The 24,466-nt window shown below is 64.2% G+C and carries 25 protein-coding genes; 9 read left to right on the forward strand and 16 right to left on the reverse strand.

Features of this window, described 5'->3' with window-relative positions:
* Nucleotides 1-19: 19 nt before the first annotated feature.
* From RX330_RS32095 to cysG, 6 genes are all read right to left on the reverse strand, one after another.
* Nucleotides 20-1,021, reverse strand: a complete 1,002-nt coding sequence (locus tag RX330_RS32095) for a sulfate ABC transporter substrate-binding protein (RefSeq protein WP_375848078.1) — start codon at nucleotides 1,019-1,021, stop codon at nucleotides 20-22.
* Nucleotides 1,022-1,133: 112 nt separating this feature from the next.
* Nucleotides 1,134-1,859, reverse strand: coding sequence for a phosphoadenylyl-sulfate reductase (locus RX330_RS32100; RefSeq protein WP_317241154.1), 726 nt, complete (start codon nucleotides 1,857-1,859; stop codon nucleotides 1,134-1,136).
* Nucleotides 1,856-2,371, reverse strand: coding sequence for a DUF934 domain-containing protein (locus RX330_RS32105; protein WP_212087933.1), 516 nt, complete (start codon nucleotides 2,369-2,371; stop codon nucleotides 1,856-1,858). Before RX330_RS32105 ends, RX330_RS32100 begins: the two co-directional genes overlap by 4 nt.
* Entirely contained in the window at nucleotides 2,358-4,013 is a 1,656-nt protein-coding gene (locus RX330_RS32110; RefSeq protein ID WP_212087932.1) for a nitrite/sulfite reductase, read from the reverse strand. The genes RX330_RS32105 and RX330_RS32110 overlap by 14 nt, the downstream gene beginning before the upstream one ends.
* 11 nt (nucleotides 4,014-4,024) lie before the next feature.
* Nucleotides 4,025-4,342, reverse strand: a complete 318-nt coding sequence (locus RX330_RS32115) for a DUF2849 domain-containing protein (RefSeq protein WP_135166566.1) — start codon at nucleotides 4,340-4,342, stop codon at nucleotides 4,025-4,027.
* Nucleotides 4,339-5,760 (reverse strand): siroheme synthase CysG, encoded by a 1,422-nt coding sequence (cysG, locus tag RX330_RS32120; protein WP_317241155.1) that lies wholly within the window; start codon nucleotides 5,758-5,760, stop codon nucleotides 4,339-4,341. Before cysG ends, RX330_RS32115 begins: the two co-directional genes overlap by 4 nt.
* Before the next feature lie 245 nt (nucleotides 5,761-6,005).
* Between cysG and cysD the strand changes: the two genes are divergently transcribed.
* The 4 genes from cysD (at nucleotide 6,006) to RX330_RS32140 (ending at nucleotide 11,581) form a co-directional block, all read left to right on the forward strand.
* A complete protein-coding gene (gene cysD / locus RX330_RS32125) occupies nucleotides 6,006-6,800 on the forward strand; it encodes a sulfate adenylyltransferase subunit CysD (RefSeq protein WP_212089073.1) in 795 nt (264 codons plus the stop codon).
* Nucleotides 6,801-6,822: 22 nt separating this feature from the next.
* The gene (cysC, locus tag RX330_RS32130; RefSeq protein ID WP_317241156.1) at nucleotides 6,823-8,760 is read left to right on the forward strand and encodes an adenylyl-sulfate kinase; all 1,938 of its coding nucleotides are present in this window, start codon (nucleotides 6,823-6,825) and stop codon (nucleotides 8,758-8,760) included.
* 325 nt (nucleotides 8,761-9,085) lie between these two features.
* Complete coding sequence (locus RX330_RS32135) at nucleotides 9,086-11,251, forward strand: malate synthase G (RefSeq protein ID WP_317241157.1); 2,166 nt, start codon at nucleotides 9,086-9,088, stop codon at nucleotides 11,249-11,251.
* A 129-nt stretch (nucleotides 11,252-11,380) separates the two neighbouring features.
* Complete coding sequence (locus RX330_RS32140) at nucleotides 11,381-11,581, forward strand: CsbD family protein (RefSeq protein ID WP_164718867.1); 201 nt, start codon at nucleotides 11,381-11,383, stop codon at nucleotides 11,579-11,581.
* Between the two features lie 68 nt (nucleotides 11,582-11,649).
* Here RX330_RS32140 and RX330_RS32145 read toward each other — a convergent pair whose 3' ends face one another.
* The 3 genes from RX330_RS32145 to RX330_RS32155 form a co-directional block, all read right to left on the reverse strand.
* The gene (locus RX330_RS32145; RefSeq protein ID WP_008546817.1) at nucleotides 11,650-11,805 is read right to left on the reverse strand and encodes a Thivi_2564 family membrane protein; all 156 of its coding nucleotides are present in this window, start codon (nucleotides 11,803-11,805) and stop codon (nucleotides 11,650-11,652) included.
* Between the two features lie 192 nt (nucleotides 11,806-11,997).
* Nucleotides 11,998-12,648, reverse strand: coding sequence for a DUF2865 domain-containing protein (locus RX330_RS32150; RefSeq protein WP_317241158.1), 651 nt, complete (start codon nucleotides 12,646-12,648; stop codon nucleotides 11,998-12,000).
* Nucleotides 12,649-12,664: 16 nt separating this feature from the next.
* Nucleotides 12,665-13,438: a L,D-transpeptidase gene (locus RX330_RS32155; protein ID WP_317241159.1), complete on the reverse strand. Its 774-nt coding sequence runs from the start codon at nucleotides 13,436-13,438 to the stop codon at nucleotides 12,665-12,667.
* 209 nt (nucleotides 13,439-13,647) lie between these two features.
* Between RX330_RS32155 and RX330_RS32160 the strand changes: the two genes are divergently transcribed.
* The 5 genes from RX330_RS32160 to RX330_RS32180 all read left to right on the forward strand — a co-directional run bounded on the left by RX330_RS32160 (nucleotide 13,648) and on the right by RX330_RS32180 (nucleotide 17,759).
* On the forward strand, nucleotides 13,648-14,760 hold the full coding sequence (locus tag RX330_RS32160; RefSeq protein WP_317241160.1) for an AI-2E family transporter: 1,113 nt from the start codon (nucleotides 13,648-13,650) through the stop codon (nucleotides 14,758-14,760).
* Nucleotides 14,761-14,838: 78 nt separating this feature from the next.
* Nucleotides 14,839-15,210 carry a YqjD family protein gene (locus tag RX330_RS32165; RefSeq protein ID WP_212087921.1) on the forward strand — a complete coding sequence of 124 codons (372 nt, stop codon included), beginning with the start codon at nucleotides 14,839-14,841 and terminating at the stop codon, nucleotides 15,208-15,210.
* 93 nt (nucleotides 15,211-15,303) lie between these two features.
* Nucleotides 15,304-15,759 carry a hypothetical protein gene (locus RX330_RS32170; RefSeq protein ID WP_317241161.1) on the forward strand — a complete coding sequence of 152 codons (456 nt, stop codon included), beginning with the start codon at nucleotides 15,304-15,306 and terminating at the stop codon, nucleotides 15,757-15,759.
* 164 nt (nucleotides 15,760-15,923) lie between these two features.
* Nucleotides 15,924-17,066, forward strand: coding sequence for an OpgC domain-containing protein (locus RX330_RS32175; protein WP_317241162.1), 1,143 nt, complete (start codon nucleotides 15,924-15,926; stop codon nucleotides 17,064-17,066).
* A 78-nt stretch (nucleotides 17,067-17,144) separates the two neighbouring features.
* Entirely contained in the window at nucleotides 17,145-17,759 is a 615-nt protein-coding gene (locus RX330_RS32180) for a TetR/AcrR family transcriptional regulator (RefSeq protein WP_317241163.1), read from the forward strand.
* An 11-nt stretch (nucleotides 17,760-17,770) separates the two neighbouring features.
* Here the strand turns inward: RX330_RS32180 and RX330_RS32185 are convergent, their stop codons facing one another.
* The 7 genes from RX330_RS32185 to RX330_RS32215 all read right to left on the reverse strand — a co-directional run bounded on the left by RX330_RS32185 (nucleotide 17,771) and on the right by RX330_RS32215 (nucleotide 24,465).
* Nucleotides 17,771-19,429, reverse strand: a complete 1,659-nt coding sequence (locus RX330_RS32185; protein WP_212087911.1) for an HWE histidine kinase domain-containing protein — start codon at nucleotides 19,427-19,429, stop codon at nucleotides 17,771-17,773.
* Nucleotides 19,430-19,723: 294 nt separating this feature from the next.
* On the reverse strand, nucleotides 19,724-20,347 hold the full coding sequence (gene ureG, locus RX330_RS32190) for an urease accessory protein UreG (RefSeq protein WP_008131868.1): 624 nt from the start codon (nucleotides 20,345-20,347) through the stop codon (nucleotides 19,724-19,726).
* A 41-nt stretch (nucleotides 20,348-20,388) separates the two neighbouring features.
* On the reverse strand, nucleotides 20,389-21,117 hold the full coding sequence (locus RX330_RS32195; RefSeq protein WP_317244012.1) for an urease accessory protein UreF: 729 nt from the start codon (nucleotides 21,115-21,117) through the stop codon (nucleotides 20,389-20,391).
* A complete protein-coding gene (locus RX330_RS32200) occupies nucleotides 21,098-21,736 on the reverse strand; it encodes an urease accessory protein UreE (RefSeq protein WP_317241164.1) in 639 nt (212 codons plus the stop codon). The genes RX330_RS32195 and RX330_RS32200 overlap by 20 nt, the downstream gene beginning before the upstream one ends.
* A gap of 14 nt (nucleotides 21,737-21,750) precedes the next feature.
* Nucleotides 21,751-22,050 carry a putative quinol monooxygenase gene (locus RX330_RS32205; protein WP_317241165.1) on the reverse strand — a complete coding sequence of 100 codons (300 nt, stop codon included), beginning with the start codon at nucleotides 22,048-22,050 and terminating at the stop codon, nucleotides 21,751-21,753.
* Nucleotides 22,051-22,175: 125 nt separating this feature from the next.
* Nucleotides 22,176-23,891, reverse strand: a complete 1,716-nt coding sequence (gene ureC, locus RX330_RS32210; RefSeq protein ID WP_212087904.1) for an urease subunit alpha — start codon at nucleotides 23,889-23,891, stop codon at nucleotides 22,176-22,178.
* Between the two features lie 34 nt (nucleotides 23,892-23,925).
* Nucleotides 23,926-24,465 carry an HD domain-containing protein gene (locus tag RX330_RS32215; protein ID WP_317241166.1) on the reverse strand — a complete coding sequence of 180 codons (540 nt, stop codon included), beginning with the start codon at nucleotides 24,463-24,465 and terminating at the stop codon, nucleotides 23,926-23,928.
* Nucleotide 24,466 lies beyond the last annotated feature (1 nt).

Below are 24,466 nucleotides of genomic sequence, written 5' to 3' on the forward strand. Positions count from 1 at the left end.
CCCTTAAGACGGCGCTCGATCAGTTCTTGTAGATCCGGTCAAAGACGCCTCCGTCGGCAAAATGTTCCTTCTGCGCCTTGGTCCAACCCCCGAAAACGTCGTCGATCGTGAATAGTTCGACCTTGGCGAAGGCGTTTTCGTATTTTTTTGCGATATCGGCATCGCGCGGGCGGTAAAAATTGCGCGCAGCAATCTCCTGCCCCTCTTTGGTGTACCAGTACCGCAGGTAGGCGTCAGCCGCGTTGCGGGTGCCCTTTTTGTCGGCAACCTTGTCCACGATGGTGACCGGCGGCTCGGCGAGGATCGACTGCGGCGGCGCCACGATCTCGAACTTGTTCGCGCCGAACTCCTTCAGCGCGAGGAACGCCTCGTTCTCCCAGGCCAGCAGCACGTCGCCGACACCGCGCTCGACGAAGGTGACGGTGGCGCCGCGCGCGCCGGTGTCGAGCACCGGCACCTGCTGGTAGAGTTTTCCGATGAAATCCTTGGCCTTGTCGGCCGAGCCGTACTTCTTCTGCGCAAAGCCCCAGGCCGCCAGATAATTCCAGCGCGCCCCGCCCGACGTCTTCGGGTTCGGCGTGATCACGGCGACACCAGGCTTGACCAGATCGTCCCAGTCCTTGATGGCCTTGGGATTGCCCTTGCGCACCAGGAAGACGATGGTCGAGGTGTAGGGTGACGAATTCTGCGGCAGCCGCTTCTGCCAATCGGCCGTGGTGAGGCCCTTGGCAGCGATGGCGTCGACGTCATAGGCGAGCGCGAGGGTCACCACATCGGCCTGCAAGCCGTCGATCACCGCGCGCGCCTGCGAGCCGCTGCCGCCATGCGACTGCTTGATCTCGACGCTCTTGCCGGTCTCCTTCTGATAGGCGTTTGCAAACGCCTTGTTGAACTCGGCATAGAGCTCACGCGTCGGATCGTACGACACGTTCAACAGGTTGATTTCAGCAGCGAGAGCCGAGCTTGCCCAGAACAGTCCTGCGGCGAGCAGGACGATGCGGCGCATCATGTCCATCTCCATTCACCTCGACGACATCGGCGTCGTCGATGGCACGCGGGCATAACTCAGGGCGAAAGGCGCTCAAGTCAACGGAACCAGATTTTCTTGTTCGCAGCGTGGCAGCGCAAGCGTGCTACGAAGCCTTCATCGTGTGAATGCCGCATTCTGTCTTGGCCCGTCCGCGCCAGCGTCCGGCTCGAGAATCCTCACCTTCGGCCGTTCTGCTCGTGCAAGGCATGCAACCGACCGACAAGAATCCTGACACAACCAGAGGATGCCGCGGCAATTCAGCGCGGACAAAGATCGCCTCGAGTTCCTCGCGCGAGACGTTGGCGAAGGGGTTGAACTTCAACCGGGCGCCATCCTCTTCGACGACCGGAATGTCGGCGCGTGCATTACCCTGAAAGCGCTTGCGGCCGTTGATCCAGGCCGAGAACGGCTTCAGCGCACGCGCCAGCGGTTCCACCTTGCGGATGCGGCAGCAGGCGTCGGGATCGGAGAACCAGAGGTCGCGATCGGGATCCTCGCGCGACAGCGCTTCGTCGGCCGGCTTGATCGAACGGACGTCCTTCAGGCCCATGGTGGCGATCAGCGTGTCGCGATAGGCGAGCGTCTCCTCGAACAACCAGCCGGTGTCGAGGAAGATCACCGGGATCGCCGGATCGACATCCGCCATGACCTTGAGCAGCGTCGCCGATTCCGTGCCGAAGGATGACACCAGCGCGAGCTTGTCGCGCCCGACCGTCTTCAGGGCCGCGGCGATGATCTCCGCGGGCGAGGCATCGCGCAGAGCGCGATCGAGTTCGTCCGCCGAAGGTAGCGCGGACACGGAGGATACCCGAGGAGCGATCGCGTTCACGTGCCGACTCCTTCGGAGTGGCGCAGCTGCATGCGCCGGTGCAGCGCCGTGATGCGGCCGTCACCGGTCGGCTGATAGAACACGGAATAGCGCTTGGCAGTCTGCATGAAGGCTTCCGCATCAGCCTGCTTCTTGACCTCGAAGGCATCGAAGCCGGCGCGCAGCATGAACACGAACTGGTCGCGCAGCACCTGACCGGTGGCGCGCAATTCGCTGCGGTAGTTATAGCGCTCGCGCAGCAGGCGGGCCTGGCTGTAGGCACGGCCGTCGCGGAAAGTCGGAAACACCAGCGCGACGACCGCGATCTTGCCGAGAAACGGCACGAGCTCGGCGATATCGCGACTGTTCGGCCAGATCACGCCGACCTTGCCGGCGCGCTTGACCAACGCATCCGCCTCGCCGAGGAACCGCTCGGCCGGCACCAGGATGTCGCCGCCCTCGGGCAGCGGCGTATCGACGGCCAGCTTCACGAAGCTGTCGTCGGCGATCTTTCCGCCGTTAACGAGTGGCATAGACGCGCTCCTTGAAGGGTTCGACGCCGAGACGCTTCACCGTGTCCATGAACAGCTCTTCGGGCCGCTCGCGCAGCGCCAGATAGGCTTCCACGACGTCCTCGATGACATCGGCGACTTCGTCGAATTTGACGCCGGGCCCAATCAGGGTTCCGAGCGCAGCGTTCTCGTCGGCACGGCCGCCGATGGTGATCTGGTAGACTTCCTCGCCGTTCTTCTCGACGCCGAGAATGCCGATATGGCCGACATGGTGATGGCCGCATGCGTTGATGCAGCCGGAGATGTTGATGTGGAGCCGGCCGATCAGGTTCGCAAGCTCGTGATTGGCAAAGCGCCGCGTCAGCTCCTGCGCGATCGGGATCGAGCGCGCATTCGCCAGCGAACAGTAGTCGAGCCCGGGGCAGGCGATGATGTCGGTGATCAGATTGACGTTCGGCGTCGCGAGCCCGAGCTTGTCGAGCGCCTTCCACAGCGCCGGCAGGTCGCGCTTGGCGACATGCGGCAGCGCCAGGTTCTGCTCATGGCCGACGCGGATCTCACCGAAGGAATATTTGTCGGCGAGATCGGCCAGCGCATCCATCTGCTCGGCGGTGGCATCGCCCGGAGGGGCTCCGATCGGCTTCAGCGAGATCGTGACGATGGAATAGCCCTGCACCTTGTGCGGAGCCACCGAGTTCTTGCGCCACGCCTCGAAATCCGGATCGGCCGCGGCCTGCCGCAGCTCATCCGGCATGTGCGGCAGTTTCTCATAAGAAGGATAGGTGAAGCGCGAACGGATGTCCTCGATCACCTCGTCGTCGATCTGGAGCGAGGAATTGCGGATATGCTGCCACTCCTCCTCGACCTCGCGGGAGAACTTCTCGATGCCGAGCTCGTGCACCAGAATCTTGATGCGCGCCTTGTAGATGTTGTCGCGCCGGCCGTACTGATTGTAGACGCGCAGGATCGCCTCGATATAGCTGAGGATATCGCGGCCGTGCACGAAGTGCTTGATGGTCTTGGCGATGAACGGCGTACGGCCGAGACCGCCGCCGACCAGCACTTCGAAGCCGGTCTCGCCCTTCTCGTTCTTGATCAGCCTCAGGCCGATGTCGTGGATCTTGATCGCGGCGCGATCATGGTCCGATGCGGTGATCGCGATCTTGAACTTGCGCGGCAGGAACGAGAATTCCGGATGCAGCGTGGTGTGCTGGCGGATCAGCTCCGACCAGATGCGAGGATCCTCGATCTCGCCCGGCGCAACGCCGGCCCACTGGTCCGAGGTGACATTGCGCATGTTGTTGCCGGAGGTCTGCATCGCATGGATGCCGACCTTGGCGAGATCCTCCAGCGCGTCCGGCAGCTCGGCGAGCTTGATCCAGTTGAACTGGATGTTCTGCCGCGTGGTGAAGTGGCCGTAGCCGCGGTCGTATTTGCGCGCGACATGGGCAAGCGCCCGCAACTGGTCCGTCGCCAGCGTCCCGTAGGGGATCGCGACGCGGAACATATACGCGTGCAGTTGCAGATAGACGCCGTTCTGCAGGCGCAGGATCTTGAACTCGTCCTCGGTGAGCTCGCCGGAGAGGCGCCGCTTCACCTGGTCGCGGAACTCCGAGACGCGCTCGTTGACGAGCGTGCGGTCGATTTCGTCGTAAGCGTACATAGGAAGGTGCCTTAAGCCTGGGCCGACTGTCCGATGGTCACGCCGGTGCGGCGGATCTGTTCGCGCAGATTGCCGGGTTCGATCTTGCCGTCCGCGCCGACCTGCACCGGGGCGATATAGGGCCCGATCGCGCCGACGTCGTCGGCGACGGACTCAGCAAGCAACGCCTTGGCCTCGTCGGAGTTGCGCACGATCGCAGCTTCCGACAGGTCCGCAGACCAGCTCTTGGCGGCGGTGCGATACACCACGATGCCGTCCCAGGTCCGGTTGGCGGTTACGATCGAGGGGCCGGCGATCTTGATCTTCTTCTGTTCAAGCGGGGAGGTCATTCGGCTGCATCCAGGAGGTCAGAGATGATTTGCTTTGGGGTGTGGCGGCTAAGCGGGCCGGCATGCCGGACCACCTCGCCGATGATGAGGATGGCGGGGCCGCCTTGGATCCGCCGCACCAGTTCGGGCAGATCGCGCAGCGTGCCGATCGCGCCCTGCGCATCGGGACGCGTGACGCGGGCGAACACGCCGACCGGCGTCTCCGGCGAGCGGCCGGCGGCGAAAAGGCCGGCGCGTATCGCGGGCGCCGCGGTCATGCCCATGTAGACCACGACGGTCATCTTGGTGTCGGTCAGCGTCGACCAGTCCACGACTTCCGCATCGCGCGCCTTGTGCGCGGTGAGGAAGGTGATGCGCGTCGCTTCGTGACGATAGGTGAGCGGCACCTCGAAATCGGCGGCGCCGCCGAGCCCTGCGGTGATGCCGGGAATGATCGAATAGGCGATGCCGGCGGCGCGCAGCGCTTCCACCTCTTCGCCGCCACGGCCGAACACGAAGGGATCGCCGCCCTTCAGCCGTACCACGCGCTGGCCGGATTGCGCGGCCTCGATCATGCGCTTGTTGATGGCGTCCTGGCCGATGCCGGGCTTGCCGACGCGGCGTCCGACGGCAACGCGCGTGGTGTCGCGGCGGATGCGGTCCAGAATCTCGGGCGAGACCAGCTCGTCGTGGAAGACGATGTCCGCGTCCTGCAACGCACGCAGCGCCTTGATGGTGAGAAGGTCGGGATCGCCAGGTCCGGCGCCGACCAGCGCAACCGAGCCTTCCGGCTTGTCTGCGCGCGCGAATTCGGAGGGATCGGGGATAGCTTTGAGCGAGGCCTCCGCCTCGGACCTGCGGCCTGAGAGCACGGCGGCGCCGATCGAGCCGTCGATGACGCGCTCCCAGAACCGGCGGCGCAGCGGAAACTCGGCGATGCGCTCGTTGATGGACTTGCGAAAGCCGCCGATGAACTCGGCGAGCTCGCCGATGCGCGCGGGAAGCAGCGCCTCGATCTTCTCGCGCACGCGCCGCGCGACCACCGGAGACGTGCCGCCGGTGCCGACAGCGACCACGACATCGCCGCGATCGACGATCGCAGGAAAGATGAAGCTGGAATGCTCGAGATCGTCCATGACGTTGACGGGGAGGCCGAGCGCCTTGGCGCGAACGGACATCGCAATGCCGACATCGCCTGCTCCCGCGCAGACGATCGCGATGACGCCCGAGAGATCAGCGGTCAGCGGGTCACCTGCTGCGATTTCGATGCGCGCGTCGTCAGAGCCGAGGCCAAGATCCCGATTGCCGTCGATCGCATGCACGCGCACGCGTGCGCCTGCGGCGGCGAGCACGCGCAGCTTGGCGCGCAAAAGCTCGCCCGCGCCGATGAGGACCACCGGACCGGCCTTGAGATCAAGAAACACCGGCAAGAACCGCATACGATACTCGCTCCCCCCACAAACGGGGTTGACTGGAATTATTTTCTATATATGTCTCATTTCGAAGGCGCAAAGAGAAAATTTTTTCTTCTCTTCCGCGCTGCAACTATAGAATTTTCGCCTTCAAACGCAAAGTGGCAGAGATGCATCTTCTCAAGAACGATTCCGCTGCTGATCGAATGACCAACCCGGCGCTGGCCGAGCGCGTGCGCGCGCAAGAATTTTCTGCCGAACTTGCCCCGGGCATGGACCATCTCGACCAGCTCGAGGCGCAGAGCATCTACATCTTCCGCGAGGCCTTCGCCCGCCTCAAGAAGATTGCCCTGCTGTGGTCGCTCGGCAAGGACTCCAACGTCATGATCTGGCTGGCGCGGAAGGCCTTCTTCGGCAAGATGCCGTTCCCCGCCCTTCATGTCGATACCGGCAAGAAGTTTCCGGAGATGTATCGGTTCCGCGATCATTACGGCAAGGAGTGGGATCTCGATTTGCGCGTCGAGCCCTGCCCGCCGATCGATGCCGTCGACCCAACGCTGCCGCCGGCCGCGCGTTCCGCCGCGCGCAAGACCGAAGGCCTCAAGATGGCGCTCGCCAAGTACGGCTTTGACGGCCTGATCGCCGGCATTCGCCGCGACGAGGAGGCGACGCGGGCCAAGGAGCGCGTGTTCTCGCCGCGAGGCCTCGAAGGCAATTGGGACGTGCGCGACCAGCCGCCCGAGTTCTGGGACCATTTCAACGCCTCGCCGCCGCAGGGCGCACACTTGCGCATCCACCCGATCCTGCATTGGACCGAGGCCGACATCTGGGCCTACACCAAGCGCGAGAACATCCCGATCATCCCGCTCTATCTGTCGCAGAACGGCAAGCGCTACCGCTCGCTGGGCGATCAGGACATCACCAACCCGGTCGTCTCGACTGCGTCGAGCATCGACGAGATCCTGATCGAGCTCGAACAGACCAAGGTGCCGGAGCGCGCCGGACGCGCGCTGGACCATGAGACCGAGGACGCCTTCGAGCGCCTTCGCGTCGCCGGCTATCTCTGATTCCTGAGGACGCGAGCGCGTTATGAATATGATCGTCACCCCCGCTTCGCCCGCCACCCCGACTGGCACCACGTCGATGCCAAATGGCACGACGCGTCCGCAAGTGCGCATCGTCATCGTCGGCCATGTCGATCACGGCAAGTCGACGCTGGTCGGCCGCCTGCTGCACGAGACCGGCAGCCTGCCCGACGGCAAGCTGGAAATGCTGAAAGCGGTCAGCGCGCGGCGCGGCATGCCGTTCGAATGGTCGTTCCTGCTCGATGCGCTCCAGACCGAGCGCGATCAGGGCATCACCATCGACACCACCCAGATCCGCTTCCGCACCAATTCGCGCGACATCGTGCTGATCGACGCGCCCGGCCATGCCGAATTCCTGCGCAACATGATCACCGGCGCCTCACAGGCCGACGGCGCGGTGCTGATCATCGACGCGCTCGAAGGCGTGCGCGACCAGACCAGGCGGCACGGCTATCTCCTGCATCTGCTCGGCGTGAAGCAGGTCGCGATCGTCGTCAACAAGATGGACCGCGTCGACTTCTCCGCCGATCGCTTCAGGGAAATCAGCGATGAGATCACGGCTCATCTCAATGGTCTCGGCGTGAAGCCCACGGCCGTGATTCCGATTTCCGCCCGTGACGGCGACGGCGTCGCCGAGCGTACCGACCGGATCGGTTGGTACAAGGGACCGACGGTGGTCGAGGCGCTGGACCAGCTCGAGCCGGCACGCCCGCTGGAAGCGCTGGCGCTGCGCCTGCCGGTGCAGGCGATCTACAAGTTCGACGATCGCCGCATCGTGGCGGGCCGCATCGAATCCGGCAGCCTCATTGCCGGTGACGAGATCGTGATCATGCCGGCCGGCAAGATCGCCAAGATCAAGTCGGTCGAGAGCTGGCCGGCGACGCCGGTCGCGGGACGGCAGGGCGCGGGCCGCTCCGTCGGGATCACACTCGACCGTGAATTGTTCATCGAGCGCGGCGACATCGTCGCGCATGCCGGCACTGCCCCGCGCGAGACGCGCCGGCTGCGCGCGCGCATCTTCTGGCTGCACGACAAGCCGCTCGCCAAGGGCGACCAGCTCCTGGTGCGCTGCGGGCCGAAGGAAAGCCGTGCCACGGTGGTCGCCATCGAGAAGGCGGTCGATCCCGGCGAATTGTCGAGCAGCGAGAACAAGGCGATCGGCCGCAATCATGTCGGCGAGATCGATATTTCTCTTTCGAATCCGATTGCCACCGATCCCTATACCGAGAACCCGCGCACCGGCCGCCTCGTGATCGAAGTGTCCGGACGCATTGCCGGCGGCGGCCTGGTGTTGTCGGTCGATGCCGGCCAGCGCGCCGTGCCCGTCGACATCGTGCCGGTGGAATCGGCGCTGCGTCCCGACGAACGCTCCGCGCGCTACCGCCACAATGGTGCCGTGGTCTGGCTGACCGGCCTGCCCGCTTCCGGCAAGTCGACGCTGGCCAAGGCACTGGAGCGGCGGCTGTTCACCAATGGCGGCTCGCCGATCCTGCTCGACGGCGACACGCTGCGCGCGGGGCTCAACAGCGATCTCGGTTTCTCCGCGGCCGATCGCAGCGAGAACATCCGCCGCCTCGCAGAAGTTGCGACGCATCTGGCGCGTAACGGCCACATCGCCATCGTCGCCGCGGTCTCGCCGGCCCGCGAGGATCGCGCGACCGCGCGCCGCATCGCCGACACCGCGTTCCGCGAGATCCACGTCGCGACACCGGCCGAGGTGTGCGAAGAGCGCGACCCCAAGGGTCATTATAAAAAGGCGAGAGCCGGCGCGCTGGCTTCCTTCACCGGCATCGGCAACGACTACGAGCAACCTGAGTCCGCCGAGCTCGTGATCGACACATCGAAGCGGACGGTCGCCGAGGCCGCCGACGAGATCGAGCTGATGCTGAAGACCACGGGCGTGCTGTTCGACGAAGTCGTCGACCTCGCCGCGAATATTTGAGGCGCGCCTCTCACGTCACATCATCGGTGTCGTCCCGGCGAACGCCGGGACCCATACCGCGTGATCTTTCGGTGGGGCTCGATCGCCGTCCCGGACGACGTATCTTCGCCAAACTGCTCCCTGGGGTGATGGGTCCCGGCGTTCGCCGGGACGACACCTGCGCTTGTCGCTCGATCTCCTTGACATTTTGACAGACCTTTGAGGTCTTCTCACCGCCCCTTTTTTGGGGCTAATAAGGCCCCGAAAGTCGCTCTCTATGGGCGCATTTTGCTGCTGACGGGTCAAAAGCAGCCAAAAACAGCCATTTCCAACAAGAAAGCCCATCATGAAACGCGTCGACGCCCACGGATTGAAGATCGCTCCCGTCCTGTTCGATTTCATCGCCAAGGAAGCTGCCCCGAAAACGGGGATCGCGCCGGATGCGTTCTGGGCCGGGCTTGCCGCCATCATCAAGGAGCTGGGGCCGAAGAACCGTTCGCTGCTGGCATTCCGCGACACGCTGCAGGCCAAGATCGACGACTGGCACCGTGCCAACAAAGGCAAGGCATTCGACCTCGACGCCTATACCGCCTTCCTGAAGGAGATCGGCTATCTCGTCCCGGAGCCTGCGACGCAGAAGGTCGAGACCGCCAATGTCGACGAGGAGATCGGCAAGATCTGCGGCCCGCAGCTCGTCGTGCCCCTCACCAACGCGCGTTACGCGCTCAACGCGGCAAATGCGCGCTGGGGCTCGCTCTATGACGCCTTCTACGGCACCGACGCGATCCCGCACGACGCCGCCGAGAGCGGCAAGGGCTACAACAAGGCGCGCGGCGACAAGGTGATCGCCAAGGCCAAGGCGTTCCTCGATACCGCCGTGCCGCTCGCGACCGGCAGCCACACCGACGTCACCGCCTACAGCGTCGTCGCGGGCCAGCTCGCGGTGAAGCTGAAGAGCGGCAACGCCACCGCATTGAAGAACGCCGCGCAATTCGCCGGCTTCCAGGGCGATGCGGCGGCGCCGAGCGCCGTGCTGCTCGCCAACAACGGCCTGCATGTCGAGGTCAAGATCGACCGCAGCAGCGCGATCGGCAAGGACGATCCGGCCGGCGTCGCCGACATGATCATGGAGTCTGCGGTCTCCACCATCCTCGACATGGAGGACTCGGTCGCCGCGGTCGATGCCGAGGACAAGGTGCTTGTCTACCGCAACACGCTGGGCCTCATGAACGGCACGCTGTCGGCCGATTTCGAGAAGGGCGGCAAGACGCTGACGCGCTCGCTCAATGCCGACCGCAGCTACAAGACGCCAGACGGCAAGGGCGAGCTCAAGCTGCATGGCCGCAGCCTGCTGCTGATGCGCAATTGCGGTCACCACATGTTCACCGACGCCGTGCTGGACGAGAACGGCGAGGAGATTCCGGAGGGCCTGCTCGACGCCGCCGTGTCCGGCCTGCTCGCCATTCACGATCTCAAGGGAAATTCAAAGGTCAAGAACAGCCGCACCGGCTCTGCCTATATCGTCAAGCCGAAGATGCACGGCCCCGACGAGGTGTCCCTGACCTGCGAGATCTTCGACCGGGTCGAGAAGATGCTGTCGCTGCCCGAGAACACGCTCAAGGTCGGCATCATGGACGAGGAGCGGCGTACCACCGTGAACCTCAAGGCGTGCATCCAGCGCGCCTCCAAGCGCATCATGTTCATCAACACCGGCTTCCTCGATCGCACCGGCGACGAGATCCACACCTCGATGGAAGCCGGCCCCATGATCCGCAAGAACGAGATGAAGGCGCAGGCCTGGATCAAGGCCTATGAGGACTGGAACGTCGACATGGGCCTGACCTGTGGCCTGCCCGGCCATGCCCAGATCGGCAAGGGCATGTGGGCCGCGCCCGACAAGATGGCGGACATGCTGGCGCAGAAGCTTGGCCATCCGCAGGCCGGCGCCACCACCGCCTGGGTGCCCTCGCCGACCGCCGCAACGCTGCACGCGCTGCACTACCACCAGATCAACGTCATCGCGCGCCAGGAGGAACTGACCAAGGACGGCCCCCGCGCCAAGCTGTCCGACATCCTCACCATTCCGGTGTCGAAGTCGAACTGGGCCCCCGACGACGTCAAGCAGGAGATCGACAACAACTGCCAGGGCATCCTCGGCTATGTCGTGCGCTGGATCGACCAGGGTGTCGGCTGCTCCAAGGTGCCCGACATCCACGACGTCGGCCTGATGGAAGACCGCGCGACGTTGCGCATCTCCAGCCAGCATCTCGCCAACTGGCTGCACCAGGGCGTGATCACCGAAGCTCAGGTGATGGAATCGCTCAAGCGCATGGCGGTCGTCGTCGACAAGCAGAACGCCGGCGATGCGATCTACAAGCCGATGGCGCCCGCCTTCGACGGCGTCGCCTTCAAGGCCGCTTGCGACCTCATCTTCAAGGGGCGAGAGCAGCCGAACGGCTACACCGAATACATCCTCACCGCGCGCCGCCGCGAAGCCAAGGCGGCCGGTTAGGTTCAGTCACGCGAATGGCAAAAGCCCCGGCATCGCCGGGGCTTTTTTGTTGGACGAAACGTCGCGCTGCGCATCGGAACGGCCGTGCGCGCCTCGCGTTGTTCGGCCATCAACCAACGGGAGATGGTCATGGACTGGAATCGGATCGAAGGAAATTGGAAGCAGTTCAAGGGCTCGGCCAAGGAGAAATGGGGCAAGCTCACCGACGACGACCTCAGCTTGATCGAGGGACGCCGCGAGCAGCTCGAGGGCCGGCTCCAGGAACGCTACGGCAAAGCCAAGGACCAGGTTCGACAGGACGTCGACGACTGGCTGAAATCGCTGCATTGAAGCAGGTACAAACCAAGCCCCGGCTCACGCCGGGGCTTTTTGGTTCGGCACAGCGGCAAGCGCCTCCGCTAGAACACCGCGAGATATTTCAGCAACGAGACGATACCGATGATGATGACGATCACGCGCGCGATCTGTTTGGCGCGGCCGTCCATCGGCAACATGTTGATGAGATAAAGGACGAGAATGACGACAAGAAAAGTGACGAGTACACCCACCAGCATCGCGAGACCCCCTTCAGGCAAATTGCGACCGCTGCTCTAACGCGCGTCTCGGGTCCTGGTTCCATCACTGCAACCCGCTGCAATGTCTCGCGAATATGCACTTGTCCGACTGGCTGCATGCGACATCGGCCGGAATTCAGGCTCCGGGGCGCCGCGAACGCGGGCTAGCGCGGCAATGCAGCTAACGCCCCCCTACTCCTTCGCTACCACCGGCACCTGGCGGAATTTGGCGCGCACCGAGTCCGGCAGCGGCGAGAAGTTCATCGCGACACCACCGCGGTCGTTGGCATTGCGGCTGGCGACCACGAGGCCGTCGGCGCCGGCGACGATATCACCCTTGCGTAAGGTCGGATCGTCCTCGACCTTGACCGATGCCAGCCCGGCCGGATCCTTGCCGTTGCAGGTGCAGCCCGCGACGATCTCGTTGCGATAGCGGAAGGCGTTCGGCAGGCTGGAATAGGATTTTCCGCTGTCCGTGGTGGCGTCGTCGATATTGCTGCCATAGACCAGCGAGGTTTCGGAAGCCGGACAGAAGCTCTTGCAGGATTGCACCTTGCTCTCGGCGTCGTTGCCTTGCGCCGGGAAGTAGCGGCCATCGCAGCTACGCACGCAGTAGGCTGTGCCCCCGCCATAGGCGGCCCGTTGGCGCGGCACATCGTAACGCGGCATGTCGTCATGGGGAAACGGCGCCCGGATTTGCGGAGGTCGGCCCCCGAACGCGCCGAACAGCGCCGAGAAGAAATCTTGCGCTTGTGCCGACGACGTCAGCGCAAGTCCGGAGAGAGCAACGGCGAGCATTGCCGCCGTACCCGGGGCCAGTTTGCGGATCGAGCGTTTACTCATGTGACCTCACTGAAGCCTAGTTCACGGACGACGCCGATATATTCAGGGCCTGCCGCCCCGGGGGCATCGCCGTCACCACCGGGCGCTTGCGCATGGTGTCGCCGCCCTTGGCCATCAATGGCGCGTTCTTCGGCAGCACCACGACCTTGGCACCGACATTGACGCGGCCGAACAGGTCGATGACGTCCTCATTGGTCATGCGGATACAGCCGGAGGATACGAACTTGCCGATGGTAGAGGGATCGTTGGTGCCGTGGATGCGGTACGCGCTGGAGCCGAGATACATCGCACGAGCGCCGAGCGGGTTGCCGGGTCCGCCGGCGACGAACCGCGGCAGATAGGGCTGACGCGCGATCATCTCGACCGGCGGATGCCAGTCCGGCCACTCCGCCTTGCGGCTGACGCTCTGCACGCCGGACCAGGTAAAGCCTTCGCGGCCGACGCCGACGCCATAACGGATCGCACGGCCGTTGCCGAGCACGTAGTAGAGATAGGTATTGTTGGTGTCGATCACGATGGTGCCGGCCGGCTCGCTGCGGTCGAAGCCGACGGTCTGCCTGCGCAGGCGATCGGGCAGCTGGGCATCCTCGTCCGCCGCCTGCGGCGCCTCGTTCACGTAGCCGTGCGAGTAATCCTGGTCCTGAGGGTACGCTTGCGGCTGCATCGGCACGTAGCCGAAGGTCTGCCCGCTCGCGCCGCCGAAGGGCACCGCGGTCAGAGCGGCTGCGAAGGCAAATGCGGCGACGGCGCGCGGCGAAAGGCTGCGACGGACTGCAGAGAATTTTGTCATGTGCTGCCCCGTTGGATGTGTGCATCAGGGTGATGCGCGTCCCAGTGAACTCCGCAGATGCGATCCAAGTTCCGGCGCGGTGCGCGGCAGCCTTGTCACAGTCAAGCGAGCGCGTGTTCACGAAGCCGCGATGGAACCGCCGCGATGCTCGCGCATTGTCAATCAGTCAATGGGCGCGCGGATCGAGGCTTCCGTGCGGGAGAGAGATTGTGCGCGTCCTTCCCAGTGAACGTCTGATTCCGGGCAACGGCGAAGGCGAGCCGCTCCCCGAGAGACATAGCGAGCTACCGCCGGTCATCCGCCGCACCGAATTTGTCGCCTTCGCGCTCGCTGGCTTGCTCTTGATTGCCGTCGTCGCCGTGCTCTATCTCGGGAGGGCGTTCTTCCTGCCCGTGGTGATGGCCTTCGTCACCGGCACGATGCTGTCGCCGGCTGCGAATTTCCTTGAGCGATGCAAGGTGCCGCGCGGGCTCGGCGCCGCCCTGATCGTGATCGCGGTGACCGCCGTCGTTGCCTTCATTGTCGCACTGATCGCTGCTCCCGCCATGGAATGGAGCACGCGCCTGCCGGAGCTCGGCGCGCAGTTGAAAGACAAGCTGCACGTGTTCGATCGGCCGCTGGCGCTTTGGCGTGAGCTGCAAGGCATGGTCGGCGGCTCGGAGGGGTTTCCCAGCATTCACATGCCGAAGGTGGAGTGGGTGCAGCCCACGCTGGAATACCTGTCGCCGACCTTTACCGAATTCCTGCTGTTCTTCGTCACCCTCATCCTGTTCATCGCAAGCTGGCGCGACCTGCGGCGGGCGGTGATCATGACTTTCAGCGATCATGAGGCGCGGCTGCGTACGCTCCGGATCCTCAACGAGATCGAGGTCCATCTCGGCAATTACCTGTTGACCGTCACCATCATCAATGTCGGCGTCGGCGTCGCCACCGGGATCATCTGCGCGCTCACCGGCATGCCCAATCCGGCGGGGCTCGGCGCGCTGGCGGCAACGCTCAATTTCATCCCGATCATCGGGCCCATCGCAATGTTCGTGGTGCTGGTCGTGGTGGGGCTGGTCGCCTTCCCGACCATCAGCGGCGGCCTCATGGCGGCGCTCGCCTTCGGCGGCCTCACCTTCCTGGAAGGACACTTCATCACCCCGACCATCATCGGCCGGCGGCTGGCGCTGAACGCACTTGCGGTCCTGCTTGCGCTGGCATTCTGGACCTGGATGTGGGGCCCGATGGGCGCCTTCCTGTCGTCGCCGCTGCTGATCGTCGCGCTGATCCTCAAGGAGCATCTGTTGCCGGCGGATGCGCCGCAGCTGCCGCAGGACTGACCGGTTTCCGCGATCGGAACTTCCCCGACGACGAAACGTTCTCCGGCTATCTCAGCCGTCAACAGTGCGGAGCTCCTGATGTCCATGCCCAACGCCGAAGCCGGGATGAGAGACTGGACCGACAAAGCCACCAGAGAACGCCTCGAGAAGGATGTAGCAGCCGTGAAAAGCGATATCGCCGCCCTCACCGACCAGATTACCGACGCGCTCAATACCTTCGCCAATTCCACCAGCAAACAGGCCCGCCGAGGCTATCGCCAGGCCCGCGAGAACGTGGACTCCGCGATGGACGACATGTCGGAGCGCGGCAGCGCAATGATGGGCGCGGCCCAGGAGGCCTACGGATCGATCGAAGAGACGCTCGAAGACGCGATCACGCAGCGCCCGCTCGCGACCGTCGGGCTCGCGCTCGGCATCGGCTTCCTGATCGGCGCGGCCTGGCGCCGGTAGGCAGCGCAAACGGATATTGAGACGGCGGCGCTACCGCGCCGCCGATGACGGCCTGTGGACGATTCGGCTTGTGGGGATTTGAGGAGCAAGGCCATGTTTCAGCGCATCATCGACGGGATCAGTGCGTCCACCGGCACGACTGTGCGGCTGACCTCCCTGGCCGCGGGCGCGGCGTTCGCGCTGTTCATCACCACCTGCTTCCTGTGCGCGGCGGCGTTCATCTCGGTGCTCAACAAGTATGGTCCGGTGCAAGCCTGCCTCGCGGGTGCCGGCGTTTTCTTTCTCCTGACCGTGGCCGCAGCGGTGAGCTACTGGGTCTACAAGCGGGAGCTGCGCAAGCAAGCCCAGATCGCGGCCGAGCGGGCCGCCAAGTCGGCGGCGCAAAGCATGCTCGCGGATCCCATGCTGCTCGCCACCGGGCTCCAGATCGTTCGTGCCATCGGCGTCAAGCGGCTGCTGCCGATCCTGGCGATCGGCGGCGTCGCCCTCGGCATCATGGCGAGCCGCGCCGGCGTGTCCGACGAGGTATCGGCCGAACCGGCCGAGTAACGGTCTGATCGGGTTAGAAATTTCGTTACAATTATTGCATGCAGACGGCGCCGCTCAATTTGTCGCCATGCGGCGGGAATGCCCCCGCTCACGCAAACGCTACTCGGATGGGCAGGCGGTTGCCGGTAAAAGCATCACCCTGATTCCCAAAGCTATTTTACTCAATGAAACCTTCCGTCAAGGCGAACCTCTCCGCATTCCAGCACGACGCCAGGCTGTACTTGACGCTCGGCATCGCCAATTGGTCGATTTTCGTCGACCATATCCCGAACAACGTCGTCAACCTGCTGACGCTGCGCAACTTCGGCTTCAGCGGCGCCGCCGATTTGTTCGTATTCGTGGTCGGCTATGGCGTTGCCATCATCCACGGCCGGATGGCGCTGGAGCGCGGCTACATGGTCGCGGCGACGCGCATCTTCCGCCGCGTCTGGCGGCTCTATGCCGCCTATGTCGTGCTGTTCGTGATCTATATCGACACCATCGCCTATGTCGCCTCGCAGTCGATGGCGCCGGAAATCATCCACCAATACAACATCTCGGGAATTCTCGAGCACCCACTGCGCATCCTTGTCCGCGGCCTGGTGCTCCAGGAGGAGCCGCTGAACCTCGACCTGCTGCAACTGATGATCCCGTTGATGGCCTTCTTTCCATTTGCACTGTGGGGCCTGTTGCGGCGGCCGAACGTGACGCTGGCGGCATCGGTCGCGCTGTATCTCGCCGCACGCTGGTTCGACTGGAATTTCCGGGTCTATCCGGACCAGGAGTGGACCTTCAATCCGCTCTGCTGGCAGATGCTGATGGTGCTCGGGGGCTGGTTCGCCGTGACAGGCGCGCCCGGACGCGCGTTACGCGACATGCCCTGGCTGCGGATACTGGCCGGGACCTATCTCGTGTTCGCGATGGCCGTCACCTTGCTGCGCCGTTCGCCGGAACTGTCCGCTTATTTGCCGGACCTTGTGCTCGACAGCATCGCGCCGACGGACAAGGAAAACCTTGCACCCTATCGCGTGGTTCACTTCCTCGCGCTCGCCTTCCTGGCGACCCATCTCATTCCAGCCGATCACTCCGGATTGCGGCTGAAGCCGCTCCAGGCGGTCATCAGATGCGGCGAGGAATGGCTCGCCGTGTTCTGCGTCGGAGTGTTCCTGTCCTTCGCCGGCCATCTCATCCTGATCACCAGTGCCAATCTGATGGTGATGCAGGTCGTGGTGAGCCTCGCCGGATTCGCCGCCATGACCGCAGTGGCCTACTACGTCGCCTGGTCGAAATGGCAGGATCTGCCCGCCGCTTTGCGGCAGCAAGCCTAGCCGGTCGCGATTCCGCTAGGTTGACCGTCGCGGCTGCGCTATCCCGGAGCGAGAGCGGATTGCGCGAGGAGACCGGGCGTGGTGACGGCGAATGGCGGGGGTGACGGGACCGACAGCGCTCCTCGACGCGGCCGGCCGCGGTCGATCGAGACCAGCAACGCCATTCTCGAAAGCGCCTACACACTGATGGCGTCCACCGGACTTGCCGCCACCACCATCGACGCGGTCGCCCGCCACTCCAGCGTCTCCAAGATGACGATCTACAAATGGTGGCCGTCGCGCGAGGCGCTTTTGATCGACGCCTTTCTCCAGCATGCCGCGCAGATGCTGCCGCTGCCCCCGGCGAGTTACGGCAGCCCCGCGGCGCGCACTCGCCGCCATGCGGCGGCCTACGCCGAAGCGCTCCAGGGCGAGTTCGGCAGGGTTCAACTCGCCGTCATCTCCGAATGCATTTCCAAGACGGGCTCGGCCGAGTTGTTCTACGCCCGCTATCTGCAATTCCGTCGCGACGCGCTGGTGGAGATGATTGCGGCGGGCCAGGACGACGGCAGCATACTGGCCGAAGGCCCGGCTGAGGATCTCTACGACGCGATCTACGGCGGCCTCTTCTATCGCTACGTCTTCGGCATCGCGCCGATCACGCCTGGCTACGCCCGCCATCTGGTCGACGTCGTGTTGCGGCCGAAACCTTAGCCGCACGACGTTTATCGCGCAGGCCTCACCGGGGCCGAGATCCTGTCCGTGCGATCGCGTTCGGTCATGTCGACCACCGTCTCCATCGGTGCGGTCAGCTCATAGACGTACGAGGCATCGGTGAAATAGCGCTTGGCCGTACCGCCGAGCGCCTCGGGGGCGACACGGTCGAGCAGGATCAGCCCGAAATCGGAATCGGGACGGCGCGTCGCCTCGCTGGTGTTGAGCTCCTCCCAGCGGAAATGGAAGACCTCGTCGGTCCCCTCGCCTGTCACCGTCCAGCTGGCGGTGATGTGCGGATGCTTTCCGACCAGCGACAGTCCCTCGTCGGAATGCGAGGCCAGTTCGAAGAACAGCAGTGAGAGGCTCTGCGCCGCGCGCGCACTGACGGCGATGTCGGGACCGGTCACGGCGATGCGGTCGGCATGCGGAATGGCGCGGGCCTCGAACAGGCCCTTCAGCTTGACTCCCTGCCATTGGCTCTCGCTGAGCAGAGAAACCACGTTCGACATGGCGTGGATGCGACCGATCAGGAGCTCTCGGGCGACGTCGATGTCCGAGCCGTGACGCAAGGTTCGCGTCACGATCGACTGGATGACCGCAAGGATGTTCTTGACCCGGTGGTTGAGCTCGTCGATCACTGCGGTCAGTCGGCGCTCGAAGCCGATTCTTACCTGGATTTCCCGGCTGAGCCTCAGATTGTTGTAGGCAACATAGCCGAACAGCCCGCAGACCATCGCAGTGATCGCAAAGCCGATCGCCGCCACGATGATTGCGGTCTGCTCAGCACGACGCAGCGAGTTGGTCTTCGCGTAGTAGCCGAGCTGCCAATCGCGGCCACCGAAGCTCACGGTGCGCGTTGCCGACGGCGCCGGTCCGTCCACCAACGCCCTGCGCGTCGAAACCACGCCTTGGTCGTTGGCGATCAGCTCGCCGCCTTCCTTGCGCGGATCCCTGAGCGCGACCGAAAACAACGACATGTCGTCATTGGTCAGCATCAGCGAGGCGAGCTCGTAGGAGAACGTAACGAACCCGGCCGGCTCGGTTGCCCCCTCGGGAACGACGGGGGCGGCCACGATGACGCCAACCGGCCCGTTGGCGTGCAACAGCGGAACCGGATCCGAAGCCACCGACCTCTTCTCGATCCGGGCGCGTGTCAACATGGCGCTGCGAACCGGGTCCTGATCGTAACTACGGCCCGGCAGGGCCTTGGTCTCGTCGCTGCGCGGCTCGAGATCCAACAGCACGTCGATCGGCTGCGTGATCTCGGCGGGATTGATCGGCTTGTCGTCATAGGTGCGGATCTTCGGATTGGGGAAGCCGGCGCCGCCTATGGCAGCCTGCGCCGCCGTAAGCTCGTTCGGCTTCAGCCGGGCGATCCAGCCGGCCACCACGAAATCCGTCTTGAAGGCGTAGATGGCCGAGCGCAGCGGCTCCAGCATGTTCGGCTTGATCACGGATGGCGTGCGGAACAGGCCTGAAGCGACGCGTGCGAGCAACTCGCGCTCGGTGAGTCGATCCTGGACCAAACTGGCGTGAACGTCGATCGCACGCGCGAGCGCGATCCGATCCAGCGCCAGCTCCTGATCGTGGACGCGATAAGCCGCAAGCCCCGAGAGCAAGACTCCGAGCAGAGCAATGAAACCAATGATGAAACCCAGCCGGACCACGCGACTACTCAGGCGAACGCTGGAGGTCGGCAATAAACAACAAGCATATGAACGCCGTTCGAACGGCCACGTGCCGAAACAGGGTGGACCCCAGTGGCAGAGATAATGGAGGAGGAGACATCGGTACGCAACTTAGGTCGCCTGAAAAGCTTAATCGGCCCGGCCGAGGGTCTGGCCGGGATGGACTGCCCAGCGCCGGAGGTAATCAATCGCCGTGTCCGAAATTTGTTCCGCAGGTGCGGCTTGCCCCCCAACGTTAACGACGAAAAGCGCGTGCGCCAAGTCGTCGCGCCGTCAGCCGGCCCGTTTCAAACCGCCTTTGGCCTCGATGAAGCCGACGATGCGGTCAAGCCCCTCGCTCTTCTTCAGGTTGGTCATGACGAAAGGGCGCTCGCCGCGCATGCGCCTGGCATCCGTGTCCATCTTCTCCAGGGAGGCGCCGACATGAGGGGCGAGGTCGATCTTGTTGATGACCAGAAGGTCAGACCTGGTGATGCCGGGGCCGCCCTTGGACGGGATCTTGTCGCCGGCGGCGACGTCGATGACGTAAATAGTCAGGTCGGCCAGCTCCGGGGAAAAAGTGGCAGCGAGATTGTCGCCGCCGGACTCGATCAGCACGAGATCGAGCCCGGGAAACTTGGCGCGCATGTCCGCGACCGCGGCGAGATTCATCGAGGCATCCTCGCGGATCGCGGTGTGCGGGCAGCCGCCGGTCTCGACGCCGGCAATGCGGTCCGGCGTCAGCGAGCCCGAGCGCACGAGGAACTCCGCATCCCATTTGGTGTAGATGTCGTTGGTGATTGCGGCGATGTCATAGCGTTCGCGCATGGTCTTGCAGAGCAGGTCCATCAGCGCCGTCTTGCCCGATCCGACCGGGCCGCCGACGCCAACACGCAAGGGACCGTGAGATTTCGACATGGAATTTGCTCGCTCTCGATGGGTTGAAGGCCGCCTCGCTCTCACGATCGAAACAGCCTGGTATATTGCGTCTCGTGCCGCAGGCTGGCGAGATCGGCGCGAAAGGTCGCGCTGCCGAGATCATCCAATATCGCATTCAATGCACGATTGGCGGTCGCGGCCACAATGGCTTCCAGCCTCACCAGCACGCGCTGGCTGTCGGTCTGGCCGAGCGGGATGAGCCGGCTGGCCGCGGAAATCCAGTTCGAGACCAGCGCATGCAGAAAGGCGTGAAGCGTCGGCGCCAGCGGCACACCGTGCTTGGCCGCGACCACGCCGACCGCGACCGGATAGACCAATGGCGTGCGGCATGCCGCAACCATGGCATCCAGGCCGTCGGCATCCCACGCGGCGCGGGTGATGGCGATGAAGGCGCGGCCCTGCGAGCTCGTCTCCAGCTGCCGCTCGCGCGACGGCACGAAAGCAGCAGCGAGCTCTGCGATATCGTTCAAAGTGACCTCATCGCCCGCCTCCGTGGCGCGATAGGAATGGACCAGAAACGTCGCATCGCAGAAGCCGGAGCCGTCGCAGAGCATCGCGTCGAGCCAATCCGCCAGCGTCGCAATATCCGTGATGTCGCCGGCCTCGACCGCCCATTCGATGCCGCTGGAGTAGGAGAATCCGCCGACCGGGAATGCGGGCGACAACCAGGTCATCAACCGGTACAGCGCCGCCGCCTCGCGCGCGGCGAGGTCACCGGCGCCGACCGGCTCATTTGTGGTCATGAGCATGCGTGTGGCCGTGGTGATGATCGGGATGGTCGCAATGCTCGTCGTGGTGATGGTGGTGATCGTGCCCATGGTCATGTGCGGCGTGATCATGGACATGATGATCGTGGCCGTGATGATCATGGTGATCGTGATCATGATGATGGCCGTGGTCGTGATGCGCATGGTCGTCGTGCCCATGCGCGTGGCCGGCATCGGCATAGGCGCCGCCTTCGGGATCGAACGGCGCCTCGATCTCGATCACGCGCGCGCCGAGCCCCTTCACCATGGCTTCGATGACGTGGTCACGGCGGATGCGCAAGGCTTTGGCCATGATCTGCGTCGGCAGATGACGATTGCCGAGATGCCAGCCGACGCGAATCAGATGGTGCGGATCGTGGCCGCGGATCTCGAGCAGCGGCTCGGGCGCCGCGACCACCTCGACCAGCCTTCCGTCCTCCAGTACCAGCGCATCACCGCCGCGCAGCGCGACGGCGTGCTCCAGGTCGAGCAGGAATTCGAGCCCCCGCGTCCCCGTCATCGCCATGCGGCGGCGGTGCCGATCGTCGAAATCGAGCACGACCGTATCCGCCGGCGCTTCCGTAAAGCGGTGCTGTCCCTTAACCTGCGTCGCCCGGATCATGCGCTTTTACCTTGTTACCGTGTCTCGACCTTCTCGGGCGTGATCACCTCGATCTTCGGCGGCGCGGTGAAGCACTTCACCGCGACCCGACCGAAGGTCTTCATGTGCTCCATGGCACGATGCGGCACCAGCGCCTCGGCATTCTCCCACTGCTCGACGAACACCATCTTGCTGGGGTCGGTGACGCTCTCATGCATGTCATAGGCGATATTGCCGGGCTCTTTGCGCGTCTCCTTGATGCAGGCGGTGGCGGCTGCAATGAATTCGGCGCGCGTTTCAGGCCTGATGGTCAAGGTAGCAACGACGTAGATCACGAGAAATCCTCCCGGCTTTTCTTCTGGGTTACGATACCGGGCGGGACATTAGACCAGGCGGGATCGAACGCAACACCGGAAAGGCCATCCTGGACACGTACCAGGACATACGTTGAGGTGCTATTTCAGTACATGAAATATCGCTGCGCCATCGGCAGCACTTCGGCGGGGGCGCAGGTCAGCAGCTCGCCATCGGCCCGCACCTCGTAGGTCTCGGGATCGACCTCGATATTGGGCGTGGCGTCGTTGTGGATCATGCTTTTCTTGGAGATCCTGCCGCGGGTGTTCTGGACAGCATAGAGCTTCTTGTCGATGCCAAGCTTTCGCGCGAGGCCGCCGGTGACGGCAGCCTTCGAGGTGAACACCACGGAGGATGCCGTGCGCGCCTTGCCGTAGGCGCCGAACATCGGCTGATAGTGCACCGGCTGCGGTGTCGGGATCGAGGCATTCGGATCGCCCATGGGAGCGGCCACGATGCTGCCGCCCTTAACGATGCAATCCGGCTTGACGCCGAAGAAGGCGGGCGACCACAGCACGAGATCGGCGAGCTTGCCCTTCTCCACGGAGCCGATCAGTTTCGAAACGCCATGCGCGATCGCCGGATTGATGGTGTATTTGGCGATGTAGCGCTTGACGCGAAAGTTGTCGTTGTCCTTGCCCTTGTCCTGCGGCAACGCCCCACGCTGCTTCTTCATCTTGTCGGCGGTCTGCCAGGTCCGGATGATGACCTCGCCGAGCCGGCCCATGGCCTGCGAGTCCGAGGACATCATCGATAGCGCGCCGAGATCGTGCAGGATGTCCTCGGCGGCGATGGTTTCCTTGCGGATACGGCTCTCGGCGAAGGCGAGATCTTCGGCGATCGAGGGATCTAGGTGGTGGCACACCATCAGCATGTCCAGATGCTCGTCGATGGTGTTGCGCGTAAAGGGCCGCGTCGGGTTGGTCGAGGACGGCAGCACGTTTTTGAGCCCGGCGACCTTGATGATATCGGGGGCGTGACCGCCGCCGGCGCCCTCGGTGTGGAAGGCGTGGATGGTGCGGCCCTTGAAGGCCTTGATGGTGTCCTCGACGAAGCCGGACTCGTTCAGCGTGTCGGTGTGGATCATCACCTGGATGTCGTGAGCATCGGCCACCGACAGGCAGTTGTCGATCGCCGCCGGCGTCGTGCCCCAATCCTCGTGCAGCTTCAGCGCGCAGGCGCCTGCCTTGATCATCTCGACCAGTGCGGCCGGGCGTGATGCGTTGCCCTTGCCGGAAATGCCGAGATTGACCGGGAAGGCGTCGAACGACTGGATCATCCGCGCGATGTGCCACGGGCCCGGTGTACAGGTGGTGGCGAAGGTGCCATGCGAGGGGCCGGTGCCGCCGCCAAGCATCGAGGTGACGCCAGACATGAGCGCGTGCTCGATCTGCTGCGGGCAGATGAAATGGATGTGGCTGTCGAACCCGCCGGCGGTAAGGATCTTGCCTTCGCCCGCGATCACATCGGTGCCGGGGCCGATGATGATGGTCACGCCCGGCTGGATGTCAGGATTGCCGGCCTTGCCGATGCCGGCGATCATGCCGTCCTTGATGGCGACGTCCGCCTTCACGATGCCCCAGTGATCGACGATCAGCGCATTGGTGATGACGGTATCGGCGGCGCCCTGCTTGTTGGTGACCTGCGACTGGCCCATGCCGTCGCGGATCACCTTGCCGCCGCCGAACTTAACCTCCTCGCCATAGGTGGTGAAATCCTTCTCGACCTCGATGATGAGATCGGTGTCGGCGAGCCGCACCTTGTCGCCGGTGGTCGGGCCGAACATGTCGGCGTAGACAGAACGCTTCATCTTGACGGACATCACAAGCCCCGTTTGCGTTTGAATGTTTGGTGGGTCACAGCAAGGCCCTCGCTGCTTTCACGGCATCATCGAATTTCTCGTCGAGCCAGACATTGCCGCCGCGGCAGCCCGCAACGACCTGCGTGGCCCAGCCGATGTAATCGGCGAGATCATCACGCTCCTCGGCGCTCAGGTCGGTGTGCATGCGCGCCCCTGTATTGCTGATCTTGTCGGCGATCTTGATCAGCTTGGCTCCCGGCGATTTGTTGGGCGCGTCCTCGATCTGCTTCTGCCGCCGCTGCGCTTTCGGCAAGCTCATGTCGTCGGTGCACTCGGCGACGAGCGAGGCGACACGCTCCGAAAATCTGTGCGCAAGCTCCTCGCGCGTGGTGTCGGTATCCTCGATGGTGTCGTGCAGCCAGCCGGCCGCGACCAGCTCGGCATCAGCACCGTCGGTCGCAGTCGCGAGCAGGTTCGCGACCTCGGCGAGATGATTGGTATAGGGCTCATTGCCGCGGCCCTTGCGCGCCATGCCGTTATGACGATGCGCGGCGAGCTCGGCAGCTTCTGAGACGAGGCGGATGGGGGACAGCATG

Source organism: Bradyrhizobium sp. NDS-1 (assembly GCF_032918005.1).
GTDB classification, from domain to species: domain Bacteria; phylum Pseudomonadota; class Alphaproteobacteria; order Rhizobiales; family Xanthobacteraceae; genus Bradyrhizobium; species Bradyrhizobium tunisiense.

What these genes read in the sequence shown, in the direction of transcription:
- RX330_RS32095 (WP_375848078.1), bottom strand. Translation starts at nt 1,021, where the DNA reads ATGGAGATGGACATGATGCGCCGCATCGTCCTGCTCGCCGCAGGACTG.
- RX330_RS32105 (WP_212087933.1), bottom strand. Translation starts at nt 2,371, where the DNA reads ATGCCACTCGTTAACGGCGGAAAGATCGCCGACGACAGCTTCGTGAAG.
- RX330_RS32110 (WP_212087932.1), bottom strand. Translation starts at nt 4,013, where the DNA reads ATGTACGCTTACGACGAAATCGACCGCACGCTCGTCAACGAGCGCGTC.
- RX330_RS32115 (WP_135166566.1), bottom strand. Translation starts at nt 4,342, where the DNA reads ATGACCTCCCCGCTTGAACAGAAGAAGATCAAGATCGCCGGCCCCTCG.
- cysG (WP_317241155.1), bottom strand. Translation starts at nt 5,760, where the DNA reads ATGCGGTTCTTGCCGGTGTTTCTTGATCTCAAGGCCGGTCCGGTGGTC.
- cysD (WP_212089073.1), top strand. Translation starts at nt 6,006, where the DNA reads ATGGACCATCTCGACCAGCTCGAGGCGCAGAGCATCTACATCTTCCGC.
- cysC (WP_317241156.1), top strand. Translation starts at nt 6,823, where the DNA reads ATGAATATGATCGTCACCCCCGCTTCGCCCGCCACCCCGACTGGCACC.
- RX330_RS32135 (WP_317241157.1), top strand. Translation starts at nt 9,086, where the DNA reads ATGAAACGCGTCGACGCCCACGGATTGAAGATCGCTCCCGTCCTGTTC.
- RX330_RS32140 (WP_164718867.1), top strand. Translation starts at nt 11,381, where the DNA reads ATGGACTGGAATCGGATCGAAGGAAATTGGAAGCAGTTCAAGGGCTCG.
- RX330_RS32145 (WP_008546817.1), bottom strand. Translation starts at nt 11,805, where the DNA reads ATGCTGGTGGGTGTACTCGTCACTTTTCTTGTCGTCATTCTCGTCCTT.
- RX330_RS32150 (WP_317241158.1), bottom strand. Translation starts at nt 12,648, where the DNA reads ATGAGTAAACGCTCGATCCGCAAACTGGCCCCGGGTACGGCGGCAATG.
- RX330_RS32155 (WP_317241159.1), bottom strand. Translation starts at nt 13,438, where the DNA reads ATGACAAAATTCTCTGCAGTCCGTCGCAGCCTTTCGCCGCGCGCCGTC.
- RX330_RS32165 (WP_212087921.1), top strand. Translation starts at nt 14,839, where the DNA reads ATGTCCATGCCCAACGCCGAAGCCGGGATGAGAGACTGGACCGACAAA.
- RX330_RS32170 (WP_317241161.1), top strand. Translation starts at nt 15,304, where the DNA reads ATGTTTCAGCGCATCATCGACGGGATCAGTGCGTCCACCGGCACGACT.
- RX330_RS32175 (WP_317241162.1), top strand. Translation starts at nt 15,924, where the DNA reads ATGAAACCTTCCGTCAAGGCGAACCTCTCCGCATTCCAGCACGACGCC.
- ureG (WP_008131868.1), bottom strand. Translation starts at nt 20,347, where the DNA reads ATGTCGAAATCTCACGGTCCCTTGCGTGTTGGCGTCGGCGGCCCGGTC.
- RX330_RS32195 (WP_317244012.1), bottom strand. Translation starts at nt 21,117, where the DNA reads ATGCTCATGACCACAAATGAGCCGGTCGGCGCCGGTGACCTCGCCGCG.
- RX330_RS32200 (WP_317241164.1), bottom strand. Translation starts at nt 21,736, where the DNA reads ATGATCCGGGCGACGCAGGTTAAGGGACAGCACCGCTTTACGGAAGCG.
- ureC (WP_212087904.1), bottom strand. Translation starts at nt 23,891, where the DNA reads ATGTCCGTCAAGATGAAGCGTTCTGTCTACGCCGACATGTTCGGCCCG.
- RX330_RS32215 (WP_317241166.1), bottom strand. Translation starts at nt 24,465, where the DNA reads ATGCTGTCCCCCATCCGCCTCGTCTCAGAAGCTGCCGAGCTCGCCGCG.